Raw genomic sequence first — 15294 nt, 5'->3', positions numbered from 1 at the left:
CCAGCCCCCCGGCCGATACAGCGGCCGGTCGGTGAAGGCGAACAGCTTGGTGTCGTAGATTTCGCTGTCGTAGTAGAAATTTTCCGAGACGAATACCCCGCCCTCCTCGTCCTCGCCGATGACGAACGAACGCTCCGGGCTGACGTGCTTGAGGCGCAGCAAGCCGTCTTCATCGGTGGCGCCGCTGCTCATCACGCCCAGGCCGTCGGTCCACAGTACGTTGACCTTGGGCACCGAACGACCTTCGTGTTTACGCGCGGCCCAGACCAGCAGCTCGTCACCGGCGATCTTGCTCACCGCCACGGTGTTGGAGACAAAGACCATGGTGGTGGCCCGGTATTTACCGATCAGCGCTTCGACCAGATATAGCCCCGGTTTCAACTGGCCCAGCGGCACGTAGACGTTGCCTGGCGCGACACTGATGAATTCACTCGACGAACCCGCCAGGTTGACCCCCGCTGGCGGCTGGATCGGCTTGGCCTGCCACAGCGGATAACGGAACTGGCTGACCACCGGCAACCCCGGAATCAAGGCGAACTGTGGTTGCGCATCGTAGGGCGTCGGTGCGGCGATGGCGCTGCCCATTTTCAGTTCCGGCACTTGCTCGGTGACTTGCTGCCGGGACTCGTAGGAAAACGCCCGCTGCATCACCCGACGGGATTTTCGGTACCAGTTGTCCCATAGGTACGCCAGGGTGTTCGACAGCCCTTCGCCCTTGAACTGGCCGTCGCTGACCACCCGGTGCAGGTTCTTCTGGCGTTTGAGGAAATCCAGCGGTTTTTCGATGCGATAAACGCGAATATCGGCACCGCCATACGGCTCCATGCGGAATTTCCGATAGTCGCGACCCGGCGCTTCGAGGCGGACCATGGCTTGCTCGTCGCTGGCAAAACTGCTGTCGGCCAGCAGGAAGAAGCTTTCACCGGCCAACGGTGTGTAGCCGCTGGGCTCCACCGTGTCTTCGGCATGGACGATGGGCGCCAGCAACAAGGCGAACAGCAGGGGCAATTTTGAACACAAGCGCAGCATGCGGGCACCGGTCATTGGGAGAGAAAGTTGAGTCGATAGACGCCGATGAAGTTGGGGTTGGCTGCGTCGGGTATCCATCGGGTGTCCTTCCAGTTCATGAGTTGCTGCAGGCTTGCCGAGCGCATGCCGTTGTCGGTTGGGGTGGTGGTGCCGGTGTGGTAGGCGATGTTGCGGCCCATCCAGATCATCAGGTGCTGGTCATCGCCCTGATCGAAGAACATCAGGTCGCCCGGACGGGCCTGGGTGACGTCCCGGCTCACCAGATGGCTGTTGAACTGGATCAGCTTGATGGCGTTGACGTAGGGCCCGACCTTGCCGCCGCCCTGTTGCCATTGCTGGGCCAGACGTCGCTGGGCGTCACTGAGCTCAAGCTCTGGCGGCAGGTAGCGATTGGACAGGCCATTGCTGCGCAACCACTTCTGGTCGTGGACCTTCAGCGCTTCATTGGCCGCAAAGCGCACCAGCCCGGCGCAATCCTGTTGGTACCAGCGCGGGCTCGGGCCTCTGGTCAGTTGTTCCTGGGCGATACGCACGAACCAGGCGCGAAAGACCTTCGATTGCTGTACATCCAGCGAGGCTGTCTGAGCGGCAAACGCCGGCCCGCCCAGCAGCAGCGCCAGCATCAACACCCATCCGGGGCGACGGATCAACCCGATCACAGCGCTTTCCATTCCAGTGGCAACCACTGCCAGTGACCGTCCGGCTCGCTGCCTTCAGGCAATGTCAGGGCGTATTTGCCGTAGCCGCCCAGGGTGCGCAGCTTCGGAATCAGGTAGGTTTGCGCGGCGTTGTAGAACACCGGCTCCATGTCCTGGGGCAAGCTGTCGAGGGTTTCGCGCTGCATCAGTTGCGCCATGGCATCCGGGCCGAAGTAGACCGGCATCAGCAGGTCCTTGGGCACCACGTCGGCCATGGGCGGGAAGCGCTTGTCGAGGGTGCCGAGGGCCTTGTCCACCAGTTTGTCGTCAAGGGAAAACAGCAGGGTCGAACCGTGCCGCGCCAGGCTGACTTGCATGAACGCCTTGCCGGTGATCGCCTCGGGCTGCGCGGCCTCCTTGGCCGGGTAAGGGCCGAAGTTGGAGCTGACCTGACGTTGCCAGCGGTGCATCGGGCCTTCCTGTGTTTCAACAACCGCAAACGCATGTTCGGCGACATTGTTTTCGTAGGCGCCCACCATCGAACCGAACAGCTTGCCCAAGTCGGCATCGAGCTTGCCGCCGTCATCGTTCAGGTTCGCCACCAGCAGTGGCGTGTACAGCCGCGAGTCGGCGTACCAGCACAGCCCCGCCGCGCCGGCCATGTGCTCGATCATGGTCTGGGCCGCGCTGTCGTCGGCACCGAGTTTCACCAGCAACGGTTTCTGTTGTTCGGCGGCCAGAGGCAAGGCGACGCAGGCGCTGGCGCCCATGGGCATGGCTTGCCAGATGGGCTTGAAGTCGAAGTCTGGCTGGTCTTCCAGTTCGTCCATGGCCAGGAAGCTGTGCCAGCCGTTGTCGTCCATATCGAAACGCAACCCGGCGAAGTTCGGGATGAATCGCTGGTAGCCCATGGCGAGCACGCTGGCATTGACCGAGATGCGTTGCTTGACCTCAGGCGCCTTGGGCAGCAGGCCGAAGGCTTCGGGGAAGAGTTTTTCACCGGCCAGCAACGCTTCGAGGGCCTGGGTCGAGACCATGCCGGGTTCGTCGGTGGGGCCACTTCCCAGGTCGTAGAGCCTGGTCGGATTGGACAACACCACCAGCTTGTCGCCATGGGAAGCGAACACCAGGGCTTTGCTGGCGTTATAGGTGAGTTGATAGACCGGCACCACGTCGCCCGCCACCTTCATCTCACCGAGCTGACTGAGCTGTGAATCATCCAGCGCCACTTTTGCCAGCGGCTCCAGCACCTTGGCCAGGCCACCGCGATCCATCACCAGCAGAAAATCCTTGAGCCGCCCGTCGGCGCCGCGCCATAGCGCTACGTCGGCCGGCTGGTCGAAAAGCTGCTCGATCAGGCTGTCCTGCAGTTTGAGGTCATGCTCGTAGATGATCCGCCGCAGGCTGCCGATCAGCCCGAGGCGGTCGGCATGGGTTTCGTAATAGAAGACGAAATCTTCGGTGAGCGTGGCCTTGAGGAACGGCACCGCCAACAAGTCCCTGGGCAACTGGCTCAGGGAATGGGCCTCGAGCAGGCCATCGGGGCGGCTCAGACCGAGTTTTTCCAGGGCCAGTTCCATCGGCGGCGCCTTGGGCTTGGTCATGAACCAACCCAGTCCGGCAGCGACACCGGCCACCAGGCACAGCCCGATCAGCAGCGCCGGCCAGCGGCGCGCGGGTTTGGCGGCGGGGGCCGGCGCGGTCGGGGAAGCAGTGTTGTCGCTCATATTCACAAGGGCCTGTTCATCCGTGGAGCATTAATAGTTGAAAGTCTTGACCAGCAACAGATCGCCGATGGCGCGCAGGGGCACGACAAAGGTTTCGCGTTTTTCATCGACGGTGTTTTCGTTGAGCACCAGATTGATCTGCGAGGTGATCACCTCGTTCTGGTTGCTGGTTTCTTCGAAGTTGTAGCCACCGTTGCCGTAGTTACCCCAGTAGTTCACGTAGACCAGGTAGGTGCCGTGCATCGGCGCGGTCATGGTGAACATCTCGGGACCGGGGCCATCGACGCCATCGGGGTCGAGGCCGCCGCCGTTGCTCAACGCCGGCCGGCCGAAGAACGCATGCTGACCGTCGGGGGTGACGATGTGCAGGTCCAGTTCGGCCTTGGGATCGTCCCAGCCCAGCACCACGCGGATCTGCGCCGGGGTTCGCTGGTTGTTGGCTTCATAGAACTGCACGCGCTTGAGGGACTGGCCTGCGGAGCTGCGTACTTCGACGCTGTTGGAGCCAGCGCCAAAGGCATACGGCCGGGCGAAACGCCCTTCGTCGTCGGTATAGAGATTCAGTGGATTGCCGTTGACCGCCAGGCTGTGGGGCGCACGGGCTGTGCCCATGGCCTTGAGCCGGCCTTCGATCATCGTGCGATTGCGCTGCACGCCTCGGTCGATGGGCGGTGTGGGATAGGCCACGCGCGGGTTCTCAGTGCGATCGAGCAAGCCGCTGTAACGCCAGCCGCCCACGGGCTCCGACAGCTCGGCGGCAGGCTCGGCCCACGCCAGCGGCGCGCCCGTCAGCACGATCAACAACGAAAGAAAACGCATGTATGCCTCCTGCCATGCATGACGCAACCCGGCGCCCTTCCTCGGCGCTGCCTGTCATTATTCGGGTTACGTCTGAAGGCCCCGCCACAAGAGGCCCGTAGATGCGGCGAAGGTTAGCGATTCGGCGGATTATTCACAATCAGGCAACGCGCGATTCTGTGTGGGAAATCACGTACTGAGGGGGGGCGTGAGCCGAATAGGGAGCTTATTCGGCTCACCATATGAGCCGAATAGGAAAACTGACGTAATTTCCGACCCAATCCCGTGGCGAGGGAGCTTGCTCCCGCTGGGCTGCGCAGCAGCCCCCAACCTGCTGGGGTTAATCTGGATTGCGACTGCTGCGCAGTCGAGCGGGAGCAAGCTCCCTCGCCACAAAAGCGGGCAGGTAAAAGCCCACCGTCCCGCTTCGAATTACCCCACCCTGATTTGCCCCAACACCCCATGTCTGCTAGTGTCGCGCCCGTTTAACAGTCAACCGGAATCGCCGCCATGGCCCGCAAAAAAGCTGCACTGGACTTCGAACAATCTCTGGCCGACCTGCAAACGCTGGTCGAGCGGCTGGAGAACGGCGAGTTGTCGCTGGAAGACTCGCTGACCGCCTTCGAGCAGGGTATCGGCTTGACTCGCGACTGCCAGGCGGCGCTGGCCCAGGCCGAGCAAAAGGTGCAATTGTTGCTCGAGCGCGATGGTGAGCTGACCGAAGAGCCGTTCGACGCGGACCAGCCTGAATGATCGGCGCTTATCAGGCCAGCAGCCAGGCCCGGGTCAACGCGGCACTGGATAGCCTGTTCACCGCCCCAAGCCCTGAGCTGGCGCGGTTGTACGAGGCCATGCGCTACAGCGTGATGAACGGCGGCAAGCGCGTCCGGCCGCTGCTGGCCTATGCGGCCTGCGAGGCCTTGGGCGGCGCGCCTGAACAGGCCAACGGCGCGGCCTGCGCAGTGGAGCTGATCCACGCGTATTCGCTGGTCCATGATGATTTGCCGGCCATGGACGACGACGATTTGCGTCGCGGCCAGCCCACCACCCACAAGAAATTCGACGAAGCCTGCGCGATCCTGGCCGGTGACGGCTTGCAGAGCCTGGCGTTCAGCGCCCTGCTGGAGCCGACGCTGAACGATTGCCCGGCGCAGATTCGCCTGGACATGGTCAGCACCCTGGCGCTGGCGGCCGGTCCCGCCGGAATGGTCGGCGGCCAGGCCATCGACCTTGGTTCGGTGGGCCTCAAGCTCGATCAAAACGCGCTGGAGTACATGCATCGGCACAAGACCGGCGCCTTGATCGAGGCCAGCGTCAAACTCGGCGCCCTGGCCAGCGGTCGAGCCACGCCTGAGCAACTGCAAGCCTTGCAGACCTATTCCCGGGCCATTGGCCTGGCGTTCCAGGTGCAGGACGACATTCTTGACGTCGAAAGCGATACCCAGACCCTGGGCAAACGCCAGGGCGCCGATATCGCTCGCGACAAACCGACCTACCCGGCCCTGCTCGGCCTCGACGCAGCCAAGGCCTATGCCCTGGAGTTGCGCGACCAGGCCCTGAGCGCGCTGCGACCCTTTGACGCGGCGGCCGAGCCGTTGCGCGAGCTGGCCCGATATATCGTCGAACGCCGTAGCTGATACGGGGTCAGACTGCGTATCGGCCAAGTTCCGGCCTACGCGTGGGCAGCTTGCGATGCATAAGGTAAACTGCCGCCTCTTTCTATACCTATAACGATTCGCCTGATGCCCACGACGTTTCAAGAGATTCCCCGCAAACGCCCGACCACGCCGCTGCTGGACCGCGCCAACACGCCGGACGGCTTGCGTCGCCTGGGTGAAGCCGAGCTGGAAACCCTGGCCGATGAGTTGCGCCTGGAGCTGCTCTACACGGTCGGCCAGACCGGTGGGCACTTCGGTGCCGGCCTTGGCGTCATCGAGCTGACGATCGCGCTGCATTACGTGTTCGACACCCCGGACGACCGGCTGGTGTGGGACGTCGGTCATCAGGCCTATCCGCATAAAATCCTCACGGGCCGTCGCGAGCGCATGGGCACGCTGCGCCAGAAGGACGGCGTGGCAGCGTTCCCGCGGCGCTCCGAGAGCGAGTACGACACCTTTGGTGTCGGCCATTCCAGCACCTCCATCAGCGCCGCCCTGGGCATGGCGATTGCCGCCCGTCTGCAAGACAGCGAGCGCAAGGCGATTGCCGTGATCGGCGATGGTGCACTGACGGCAGGCATGGCATTCGAGGCGCTGAACCACGCGCCGGAAGTCAACGCCAACATGCTGGTGATCCTCAACGACAACGACATGTCGATTTCGCGCAACGTCGGTGGGTTGTCCAACTACCTGGCGAAGATTCTTTCCAGCCGCACCTACGCCAGCATGCGCGAAGGCAGCAAAAAAGTGCTCTCGCGCCTGCCCGGCGCCTGGGAAATCGCCCGCCGCACCGAGGAATACGCCAAGGGCATGCTGGTGCCCGGTACGCTGTTCGAGGAGCTGGGCTGGAACTACATCGGCCCCATCGACGGCCATGACCTGCCCACACTGATCGCCACCCTGCGCAACATGCGCGATCTCAAAGGCCCGCAGTTCCTGCATGTGGTGACCAAGAAAGGCAAAGGCTTCGCCCCGGCGGAAGTCGACCCGATCGGTTACCACGCCATCACCAAGCTTGAGCCGGTGGACGCCCCGGCCGCCGCCCCGAAGAAGGCCAGCGGACCGAAGTATTCCGCTGTGTTTGGCCAATGGCTGTGCGACATGGCCGCCGCTGACCCACGCCTGGTGGGCATTACCCCGGCGATGAAGGAAGGCTCGGACCTGGTGGCCTTCAGCGAACGCTACCCGCAGCGCTACTTCGACGTGGCGATTGCCGAGCAGCACGCCGTCACCCTCGCCGCCGGCATGGCGTGCGAAGGCGCGAAACCGGTGGTGGCGATTTATTCGACCTTCCTGCAACGTGGCTACGACCAGCTCGTTCATGACGTCGCGGTGCAGAACCTCGATGTGCTGTTCGCCATCGACCGCGCAGGTTTGGTGGGCGAAGACGGCCCAACCCACGCCGGCAGTTTCGACCTGTCGTTCCTGCGCTGCATCCCCGGCATGCTGCTGATGACGCCGAGCGATGAAAACGAGTTGCGCAAAATGCTCACCACCGGGCACCTGTTCAATGGCCCGGCGGCGGTACGCTACCCTCGCGGCAGCGGCCCGAACGCGACCCTCTCGACGGATCTCGAACCCATCGAAATCGGCAAGGGCGTGATCCGCCGCCAGGGCAAGCAGACCGCCCTACTGGTGTTTGGCGTGCAACTGGCCGAGGCCCTGAAGGTCGCCGAAACACTGGACGCCACCGTGGTGGACATGCGTTTCGTCAAACCTCTGGACGAAACCCTGGTGCGCGAAATGGCCGGCAGTCACGAACTGCTGGTGACCGTCGAGGAAAACGCCATCATGGGCGGCGCCGGCGCGGCAGTCAGTGAATTCCTGGCTCGGGAAAATATCCTCAAGTCGGTGCTGCACCTGGGCTTGCCGGACATCTACGTCGAACACGCCAAACCGGCGCAGATGCTGGCCGAATGCGGGCTGGATGAGGCCGGGATCGAAGGGGCGGTGCGCCAGCGGTTGCAGCTGTTGGGTCGGTAAATCTTCAGACCACACAAATCCCTTGTGGGAGCGAGCCTGCTCGCGATGGCGTAAGAGCAGTCGACATCTATATCGACTGACGCACCGCTATCGCGAGCAGGCTCGCTCCCACAGGGGGATGAGTGGAGCCATATTTCTCGGAACACCCATGAAACTGCGCCTCGCCCTGACCTTCTCACTGCTAACAACCACCGACCTGCTGGCCGACACCTTCGAACGCGACCAAGCCCTCAAGCTCCCCGACGTGGTCATCAGCGCCAACCGCCAGGTCGAAGCGCGCAACGACAGTAGCGCCGCCAACACGGTATTCACTCGTGACGACATTGAGCGCCTGCAACCGAGCAGCGTGACCGACTTGCTCAACCGCGTGCCGGGGGTGCAGGTGGCGCCGCTGGGCGGGCGGGGCAGCCTGCCGGGGATTTACATTCGCGGCACCAAATCGGCCCAGAGCCTGGTGCTGGTGGACGGCCAGCGCATCGGCAACTCCACCTCCGGCGACAGCAACTTGCAACGCCTGAACATCAACCAGATCGAACGGGTGGAAGTGCTGCGCGGTTCGCGCTCAGTGATCTACGGCGCCGACGCGGTGGGCGGGGTGATCCAGATTTTCACCCGCCGCGCTAACGAACAAGGCCTGCAACCGCGCTTGCACCTGGGTTTCGGTACCCACCAGACCTGGGAACGCAGCCTGGGCCTGTCCGGTGGCGATGACCAGACACGCTTCAACCTCGGCGCCAGCCTGGATGAAACCGATGGGACCAATCGCACCCATGAATCCTACGCCAGCGACCGGGACGCGGACGCCAACCGTAACCAGTCCTTGAGCTTGAGCGTGAGTCATGAGCTCAACGCTGATCTGGAAGTGGGCCTGAACCTGCTGGATAACCGCGGTAAAAGCGAATACGACAATCCGTTCGGCCGCTTCGACCCGAACACCTTCGAGTCGCTGCCCCAGCAGCCCTACAGTGATTTCGCGGTGAGCAGTTTCAGTACGTATGTCGATGGGCGCATCACCGACGGTTGGAAATCACGCCTGGAACTGGGCCACAGCGAAAACCGCGAAAAAACCTTCGACAAGCTCAGCGATGTCCGGGAAGTGTTCAACACCTACCGCGACTCGCTGACCTGGCAGAACGATGTCACGCTGGATGATCGCAACAGCCTGATCGTTGGTGGTGACTGGTATGAAGACCGGATCAACAGCAGCACGCCGTATGACGAAGACAGCCGCTGGAACCGTGCCGCGTTTATCCAGCATCGCTGGCGCGGCGAAACGTTCTCCACTGAACTGGGCGTGCGCCGCGACCAGAATCAGCAGTTCGGTGCCCGGAATAGCTGGAGCGGCACGCTCACCCTGCCGGTGAATCCGGACAATGATGTGCTGCTGACCTACAGTGAAAGCTTTCGCGCACCGACCTTCAACGACCTCTACTACCCGCAATTCAGCAACCCGGACCTGAAACCCGAAACCGCGAAAAGCTACGAACTGCAATGGCGCAGCCAACTGAGCGACAACGCCCGCCTGGAAACTTCGCTGTACCGCACGGACCTGGAAGACGCGATCATTTTCGGCAGCAACTCCCGCCCACAAAACGTCGCCTCGGCACGGATCAACGGTTTCGAAGCAGCCCTGAGCCAAGAGTTATTCGGCTGGCAGGGCAATTTGGGCCTGGCCATCATCGACCCACGGGACCGCGACAGCGGCCACACCCTCGCCCGCCGTGCGCGCCGGACCCTGAGCCTGGACCTGGACCGTCAATTCGACCGACTGGGCCTGGGCGCCACCTGGCAAGCCGTGAGCAGCAGCTACGACGATGAGAACAACCGCAATGCCCTGGGCGGTTATGCGCTGCTCGGGTTACGCGGCAGTTGGGCGTTGAACCGCGAGGTGAAGCTGGAGATGAAGGTGGATAACCTGCTGGACAAGGGCTACAGCCGAGCGCTGTATAGCCATGAAGGTGGGCAGTATGGGTACCGGGAGGAAGGCCGGGCCTGGTTGTTTGGGGTGACTTGGACGCCGGCGCTCTGATCCAGAACGTGTGCTGCCTGGACTGGCCTCATCGCGAGCAGGCTCGCTCCCACAGTTGATCAATGTTGCCTGCTGGGACGCGGTCCAAAGTGGGAGCGGGCTTGCTCGCGAAGCAGACGCCGCGGTCTAGCGGTCCGGCGCGATTAACCCACACAACCGCGCCGTCGCCTCGATCATCTGCCCACTGGGCCGCTCCAGCCCCTTGTCACTGACTAACAGCAGCCGCCCCTGCGCCACCGCCGCCAGCTGCGGCCAGGCTTTCCAGGCGTCGAGCTGGGCCTGGTCTGTGGCCAGGATGATCTGCGGATTGCGCTGCAACACTGACTCCACACTCACCTGCGGCGCCGGCAGGGTCAGGTCGGCAAACACATTGCGCGCCCCGCAAACCGCCAGTGCATCGCTGATGATCTGCTCGCCGCCAACGGTGTACAGCGGCCGGTCCCAGACCTGATAGAACACCGGCAACGGCGTGTCGCGCCGGTAGCGCTGACGCAACGCCTCAAGACGCCCGCGCAACTGCGCCGCTCGTCTCGCACCCCGCTCCGGGCGGCCGAGTTGCGTGGCGATGTCTTCAATTTGGCTGATGAGTTGGTCGAGTCTGTGGGGCTCGGCAACGTAGACGGGAATCTTCAATCCCTTGAGCTGCTGGCGTTGGGCGTTGCCGACGCTGCCGGGCCAGAGCAGGAGCAGATCGGGCCTGATACTGAGCAAGCGCTCCATGTCCAATTGCCCATAACGCCCCACAGAAGGCAGGTCTTTCAACGCCAAGGGCCGATCGCCGCCATCCAGCACGCCCACCAGGAGGTCGGCGGAATCCAGTTCAACCACGACTTCAGACAGGGACGGAGCCAGGCTGACCACACGCTGGGCCGCCACCGTCGAGGCGCTGACGGCCAACAGCAGGACCGCCAGGCAGCGGATCATCAACCGAGCTGACGCGGGATGCGATACAGGTAGAACAATACCGTCGTGGACAACGCCAGCAGCATCAACGGCACCGCTTCCAGGCCCACGAACACCGCCAGGGCGCCGATCCAGGCCGGCAGGCCCGCAGCGAGAAAGGCCACACGCCGCCGGGCTGCCAAGGCGATCCAGGCTTGAGGTTCTTCGGGGGTGTCGAGGGCTTTTTGGGTGGCGATCAAAGCGTGTTTGTAAGCGCCAAAGAAGCGCAGGCTGACAAACATCGATGCCACGCCAGCGATAAACAGCGGCATTGCCAGTACCGGCAGAATCGCTTCGCCCTGGCCGAATACCGCGTTGATCACGAACAGCGGCAGCAAGGCCAGCGCCAGGTATTGCCACCAACTGACGGACAGTCGCCGCCGGACCTGACCGCGCGTCACGCCCGGTCGACCTCGCCCTGGTGCTCGTTGCCCATCATGTGGTCGAGCTTGCTGGCCTTGGTCGCCAGGTAAAGTTTGTTGTGGGGGTTGTGCCCGGTGTGCAGTGGCACGCGTTCGGCCACCACGATGCCCATATCGGTCATCGCCTTGACCTTGCGCGGGTTGTTGGTCATCAAGCGCAACGCCTTGACCCCCAGATGTTCGAGCATTGGCAGGCAGATGCTGTAATCCCGCAGGTCGGCGGCAAACCCCAGGCGCTCGTTGGCTTCCACGGTATCGGCGCCGCCATCTTGCAGTTCATAGGCGCGAATCTTGTTCAACAGGCCAATGCCGCGGCCTTCCTGGCGCAAGTAAAGCAGCACGCCACGGCCTTCGCGGGCAATGGCCCGCAGCGCGGCCTCAAGTTGCGAGCCGCAATCACAGCGCTGGCTGAACAAGGCATCGCCGGTCAGGCATTCAGAGTGCAGGCGGCCCAGTACCGGGGCACCGTCGGCGAAATCACCCAGGCTCAGCACGACGTGCTCGCGGCCGGTGGCTTCATCGAGAAAACCATGCATGGTGAATTGCGCAAAGGGCGTTGGCAGCTTGGAAGCGGCAACAAAAACGACAGGCACCGGTGTGCTCCTGATCTATTACTGGAGATTCGCAGAGGCGGGCATTGTAACAGCACGTCCCGACCGACGCTCAGGCTGAATTATCGGCCATAACCATCGAAAAGATTGATTACGCCTTCGGTGGCCTGCCGTGGTCGTCGAAGGGATAGGGTTGCTTCCAGCGTTCGAATATCGGCTTCAGTCGACCGTTTTTCACCAGTTCTGCCATGCGCCGGTCAAACAGGTCCCGGAGCACCCGACCGTTTTCGGTGTCGGCGAAGCCCAGGTAAAGCGGCAGGTTGATCAACGGTGAACGCTTGAACTGTTGGGGATTCTCGGCCTTGGCAAGCAAGTTCTCGATTTCCATCAACGCATCGATATAAAAATCGGCGCGGTCATGGACCAGCATCGGCAGGATACCCACCGCGCGGTGAATTTCGTTGAATTTGCGGATACCAGGCAGATAGCTGTCGTATTCGTAGCCACGCATCCACACCAACCGATAGTTGCCGACCGTCTCCAGTGTCGGGGACGGTTTGGAGGCTAGCCCCAAGGCGTAGATGTGATCGATATCGTAGTGCCATTTGGGATAAAGCACCCCCTCCGACTCATCGAGATAAGCACCGACCTGCACGTCGACCTCACCGCGCTGCACCAGCCCGATTGAACGGGTATAGGGCACGCTGCGGGTTTCCAACCGCACGCCGACGGGCTCGAACACTTCACGCAAGATGTCCCACGCCATACCCTTGCCATCGGCCTGGGAGTAATCCTCCCACTCTTCGCTGGCCGCGCGCACCTTGCCGGGCAGCGTCGTCGCCTCGGCCGCCCGCGCACCGAAACAGAGCCCTAGACACAACAACAGAAGCAGCGCACGGCTTACATTCATGCCTGAATCCCTCAGGTAAAACACCACACCAATCCTTGCATAGCCAGCCAGGCGAAAACGCCAGCCAATACATCGTCAAGCATGATGCCGACGCCTCCGTGCACCTTTCGGTCGATCCAGCGAATCGGCCAAGGCTTGAGAATGTCGAAGAAGCGGAACATCAGAAAACCCGCCAGCAGCCAATACCATCCTTCAGGCACCAGCCACAGGGTGATCCACATGCCGACCATTTCGTCCCAGACGATACCCTCATGATCGTGCACCCGCAGGTCATCCGCCACCTTGCCGCACAGCCAGAAGCCGAACAGCATGGTGATGCCGAGCATCAGCCAGTAGCCCCAGTCCGGCAACATCTGCCACAACGGTATGAAGGGTAGCGCAACCAGCGAGCCCCAGGTGCCCGGAGCTTTAGGTAAAGTGCCCGAACCGAAGCCGAACGCCAGGAAATGCCAGGGATTACGCCAGACCGAGGGCGGAACGAACTCCGCTGGGACCTGGTTGGGATGATCTGTCACGGTGTCTCCCGAAAATGTTGATAGCCCCGAATTTGTGGGGTGATGTCGCGCCCATCGCTGTCGAGCAGCGTGACACCTTGCCCGGCCACCACGCGGCCGATCACATGGATTGGCCAGCCCTCGGCCTGCAACGCCAGCAGTCGGACAGGCGGTAAGGTGAACAGCAACACGTAATCGTCACCACCGCTCAATGCGGCATGCACGGCATTCGCTCGGCCCAGGAACGTTACCAAAGCCTTGGACAATGGCAGGCGGTCGCGCTCAACTTGTAAGGCCACACCTGACGCCAGCGCGATATGCCCGCAATCGGCCAGCAGGCCATCAGAGATATCCATCGCCGCGCCAGCCTTGCCTCGCAGCGCCAGACCGAGGTCGATTTGCGGGCGTGGCGACCAATAATGCGTCAGCAACGGCTCAGCGACATCAGGTTCGGCAGTGCGCTGCCCAAGCACGAGCGGCAATGCGCCAGCGCCATTGCCCAGCTCGCCACCGACACATAGCCAATCACCGGGCTGCGCGCCGCCGCGAGTCAGGGCCTGGCCGGATGGCACGCGACCGAACACCGTCAAGGTCATGCTCAGCGGCCCACGCGTCGTGTCACCGCCCACCAGCGCGACATCACACGCTTGGGCCATCAGGTTCAAACCGCGGGCATAGGCTTGCAACCAATCGGCGGTCACCGTCGGCAAGGTCAGGGCCAGGGTAAATGCAAAAGGAGTAGCGCCCATGGCGGCCAGGTCACTGACCGCCACGGCCAGCGAGCGCTGGCCGAGCAGGAACGGGTCGCAAGGGTCTGGAAAATGCACGCCGGTCACCAGGGTATCGGTGGACACCGCCAACTGCTCCCCGGGTGGAACGGCCAGCAAGGCGCAGTCGTCGCCGATCCCGAGCGCAACGCCCTCGCCGCCCTGCGCACAAGACGCGGCGGCGAAGTAATGACGGATCAGCTCAAACTCACCCATTGGGATACCAAGCGCCAATCAGCGCTTGAACGCCTTCACTTCAGCTTCACGCAGACGCGGGGCCAGCTTGTCGAGCACGCCGTTGACGAACTTGTGGCCATCGGTGGAGCCGAAGACTTTCGCCAGCTCGATCCCTTCGTTGATCACTACGCGGTACGGAACATCGACGCGCTGCATCAGTTCCCAGGTGGACAAGCGCAACACGGCCAGTTCAACCGGGTCAAGCTCTTCGATGGTCAGGTCCAGGCAAGGGGCCAAGGCAATGTCGATCTCGGTCTTGTGGGCCGGGACGCCGTGCAGGATCTCGCGGAAGTACGCGCCATCAACGTCACTGAAATCGTTGTCGACCCGAAACTGCGCTTCGATCTCGTTCAGCGATTGCTTGGCCATGTGCCATTGATACAGCGCCTGGGTCGCGAGCTGACGGGCTTCGCGACGCTTGACGCTCTTCGAAGGCTTGCCGGCATCGGCTGGCTTGGGATCGCGCGGGTTGAAACGATCGCTTTCGTCGCTAATCACTTGGCCTCCAACTGCGCCAGCAGGCTGACCATTTCCAGGGCGGACAGGGCGGCTTCGGCGCCTTTGTTACCGGCCTTGGTGCCGGAACGTTCAATGGCTTGCTCGATGGAATCAACGGTCAGCACGCCGAAGGCGACCGGCACGCCGAACTCCATGGACACCTGGGCCAGGCCCTTGGTGCATTCGCCGGCCACGTATTCGAAGTGCGGAGTACCGCCACGAATGACCGCGCCCAGGGCGATGATCGCCGCATATTCGCCCTTTTGAGCGACTTTCTGCGCAACCAGCGGAATTTCGAAGGCGCCAGGCGCACGGATGATGGTGATGTCGCTTTCGCTCACGCCATGGCGAACCAGGGCATCGACCGCACCGCCAACCAGGCTCTCAACCACGAAGCTGTTGAAACGGCCCACTACCAGAGCGTAGCGGCCTTGAGGGGCGATGAAGGTACCTTCGATGGTCTTCAGGGTCATTCGTCAGATCTCTTAAAGAGCCAGAGCGCGTTCGAATACGCGCTCCTTTGGTGATATTAGCCACGAATTACAGCACCCGCAGATCCCGCATTGCCGCTCACTTGCATATCTTTGTGGCGAGGGGATTTATCCCCGCTG

General features: G+C 62.5%; 15 protein-coding genes and 1 pseudogene. 4 read left to right on the top strand and 12 right to left on the bottom strand.

Annotated features, from left to right (window positions below; all coding sequences use genetic code 11):
• From HU811_RS16455 to HU811_RS16440, 4 genes and pseudogenes are all read right to left on the bottom strand, one after another.
• Positions 1–1044, bottom strand: a pseudogene (locus HU811_RS16455) (alpha-2-macroglobulin family protein); the annotation flags it as partial.
• Positions 1041–1700, bottom strand: coding sequence for a DUF1175 domain-containing protein (locus tag HU811_RS16450; RefSeq protein ID WP_186656958.1), 660 nt, complete (start codon positions 1698–1700; stop codon positions 1041–1043). The gene HU811_RS16450 and the pseudogene HU811_RS16455, both read right to left, overlap by 4 nt.
• Complete coding sequence (locus tag HU811_RS16445; RefSeq protein WP_092394760.1) at positions 1685–3394, bottom strand: DUF2138 domain-containing protein; 1710 nt, start codon at positions 3392–3394, stop codon at positions 1685–1687. Before HU811_RS16445 ends, HU811_RS16450 begins: the two co-directional genes overlap by 16 nt.
• 30 nt (positions 3395–3424) lie before the next feature.
• Entirely contained in the window at positions 3425–4213 is a 789-nt protein-coding gene (locus HU811_RS16440) for a YfaP family protein (protein ID WP_092459505.1), read from the bottom strand.
• Positions 4214–4702: 489 nt separating this feature from the next.
• Here HU811_RS16440 and HU811_RS16435 point away from each other — a divergent pair, with 489 nt between their 5' ends.
• The 4 genes from HU811_RS16435 to HU811_RS16420 all read left to right on the top strand — a co-directional run bounded on the left by HU811_RS16435 (position 4703) and on the right by HU811_RS16420 (position 9862).
• Positions 4703–4945: an exodeoxyribonuclease VII small subunit gene (locus HU811_RS16435; protein ID WP_047229733.1), complete on the top strand. Its 243-nt coding sequence runs from the start codon at positions 4703–4705 to the stop codon at positions 4943–4945.
• Positions 4942–5829 (top strand): (2E,6E)-farnesyl diphosphate synthase, encoded by an 888-nt coding sequence (gene ispA, locus HU811_RS16430; RefSeq protein ID WP_186656956.1) that lies wholly within the window; start codon positions 4942–4944, stop codon positions 5827–5829. Before HU811_RS16435 ends, ispA begins: the two co-directional genes overlap by 4 nt.
• 105 nt (positions 5830–5934) lie before the next feature.
• On the top strand, positions 5935–7833 hold the full coding sequence (gene dxs, locus HU811_RS16425) for a 1-deoxy-D-xylulose-5-phosphate synthase (RefSeq protein ID WP_186656954.1): 1899 nt from the start codon (positions 5935–5937) through the stop codon (positions 7831–7833).
• Positions 7834–7981: 148 nt separating this feature from the next.
• Positions 7982–9862, top strand: a complete 1881-nt coding sequence (locus HU811_RS16420; RefSeq protein ID WP_186656952.1) for a TonB-dependent receptor domain-containing protein — start codon at positions 7982–7984, stop codon at positions 9860–9862.
• 126 nt (positions 9863–9988) lie between these two features.
• Here the strand turns inward: HU811_RS16420 and HU811_RS16415 are convergent, their stop codons facing one another.
• From HU811_RS16415 to ribH, 8 genes are all read right to left on the bottom strand, one after another.
• Positions 9989–10786, bottom strand: coding sequence for a cobalamin-binding protein (locus tag HU811_RS16415; protein WP_186656950.1), 798 nt, complete (start codon positions 10784–10786; stop codon positions 9989–9991).
• Positions 10786–11205 carry a hypothetical protein gene (locus HU811_RS16410; protein ID WP_047229737.1) on the bottom strand — a complete coding sequence of 140 codons (420 nt, stop codon included), beginning with the start codon at positions 11203–11205 and terminating at the stop codon, positions 10786–10788. Before HU811_RS16410 ends, HU811_RS16415 begins: the two co-directional genes overlap by 1 nt.
• Positions 11202–11819 carry a GTP cyclohydrolase II gene (gene ribA, locus HU811_RS16405; RefSeq protein ID WP_092459517.1) on the bottom strand — a complete coding sequence of 206 codons (618 nt, stop codon included), beginning with the start codon at positions 11817–11819 and terminating at the stop codon, positions 11202–11204. The genes HU811_RS16410 and ribA overlap by 4 nt, the downstream gene beginning before the upstream one ends.
• A 109-nt stretch (positions 11820–11928) precedes the next feature.
• Positions 11929–12687 carry a substrate-binding periplasmic protein gene (locus HU811_RS16400; RefSeq protein WP_092394781.1) on the bottom strand — a complete coding sequence of 253 codons (759 nt, stop codon included), beginning with the start codon at positions 12685–12687 and terminating at the stop codon, positions 11929–11931.
• An 11-nt stretch (positions 12688–12698) separates the two neighbouring features.
• Positions 12699–13202, bottom strand: a complete 504-nt coding sequence (locus HU811_RS16395; protein ID WP_092394784.1) for a phosphatidylglycerophosphatase A family protein — start codon at positions 13200–13202, stop codon at positions 12699–12701.
• A complete protein-coding gene (gene thiL, locus HU811_RS16390) occupies positions 13199–14164 on the bottom strand; it encodes a thiamine-phosphate kinase (RefSeq protein ID WP_186656948.1) in 966 nt (321 codons plus the stop codon). The genes HU811_RS16395 and thiL overlap by 4 nt, the downstream gene beginning before the upstream one ends.
• A gap of 18 nt (positions 14165–14182) precedes the next feature.
• On the bottom strand, positions 14183–14683 hold the full coding sequence (nusB, locus tag HU811_RS16385) for a transcription antitermination factor NusB (protein ID WP_047229742.1): 501 nt from the start codon (positions 14681–14683) through the stop codon (positions 14183–14185).
• Positions 14680–15156 (bottom strand): 6,7-dimethyl-8-ribityllumazine synthase, encoded by a 477-nt coding sequence (gene ribH, locus HU811_RS16380; protein WP_047229743.1) that lies wholly within the window; start codon positions 15154–15156, stop codon positions 14680–14682. The genes nusB and ribH overlap by 4 nt, the downstream gene beginning before the upstream one ends.
• Between the last annotated feature and the right edge of the window lie 138 nt (positions 15157–15294).

The organism is Pseudomonas tehranensis (genome assembly GCF_014268615.1).
GTDB lineage: Bacteria > Pseudomonadota > Gammaproteobacteria > Pseudomonadales > Pseudomonadaceae > Aquipseudomonas > Aquipseudomonas tehranensis.
Note: the sequence above shows the minus strand (reverse complement) of the source record. Positions and strands in the feature narration are given on the sequence as shown.

What these genes read in the sequence shown, in the direction of transcription:
- HU811_RS16450 (WP_186656958.1), bottom strand. Translation starts at nt 1,700, where the DNA reads ATGGAAAGCGCTGTGATCGGGTTGATCCGTCGCCCCGGATGGGTGTTG.
- HU811_RS16445 (WP_092394760.1), bottom strand. Translation starts at nt 3,394, where the DNA reads ATGAGCGACAACACTGCTTCCCCGACCGCGCCGGCCCCCGCCGCCAAA.
- HU811_RS16440 (WP_092459505.1), bottom strand. Translation starts at nt 4,213, where the DNA reads ATGCGTTTTCTTTCGTTGTTGATCGTGCTGACGGGCGCGCCGCTGGCG.
- HU811_RS16435 (WP_047229733.1), top strand. Translation starts at nt 4,703, where the DNA reads ATGGCCCGCAAAAAAGCTGCACTGGACTTCGAACAATCTCTGGCCGAC.
- ispA (WP_186656956.1), top strand. Translation starts at nt 4,942, where the DNA reads ATGATCGGCGCTTATCAGGCCAGCAGCCAGGCCCGGGTCAACGCGGCA.
- dxs (WP_186656954.1), top strand. Translation starts at nt 5,935, where the DNA reads ATGCCCACGACGTTTCAAGAGATTCCCCGCAAACGCCCGACCACGCCG.
- HU811_RS16420 (WP_186656952.1), top strand. Translation starts at nt 7,982, where the DNA reads ATGAAACTGCGCCTCGCCCTGACCTTCTCACTGCTAACAACCACCGAC.
- HU811_RS16415 (WP_186656950.1), bottom strand. Translation starts at nt 10,786, where the DNA reads ATGATCCGCTGCCTGGCGGTCCTGCTGTTGGCCGTCAGCGCCTCGACG.
- HU811_RS16400 (WP_092394781.1), bottom strand. Translation starts at nt 12,687, where the DNA reads ATGAATGTAAGCCGTGCGCTGCTTCTGTTGTTGTGTCTAGGGCTCTGT.
- thiL (WP_186656948.1), bottom strand. Translation starts at nt 14,164, where the DNA reads ATGGGTGAGTTTGAGCTGATCCGTCATTACTTCGCCGCCGCGTCTTGT.
- ribH (WP_047229743.1), bottom strand. Translation starts at nt 15,156, where the DNA reads ATGACCCTGAAGACCATCGAAGGTACCTTCATCGCCCCTCAAGGCCGC.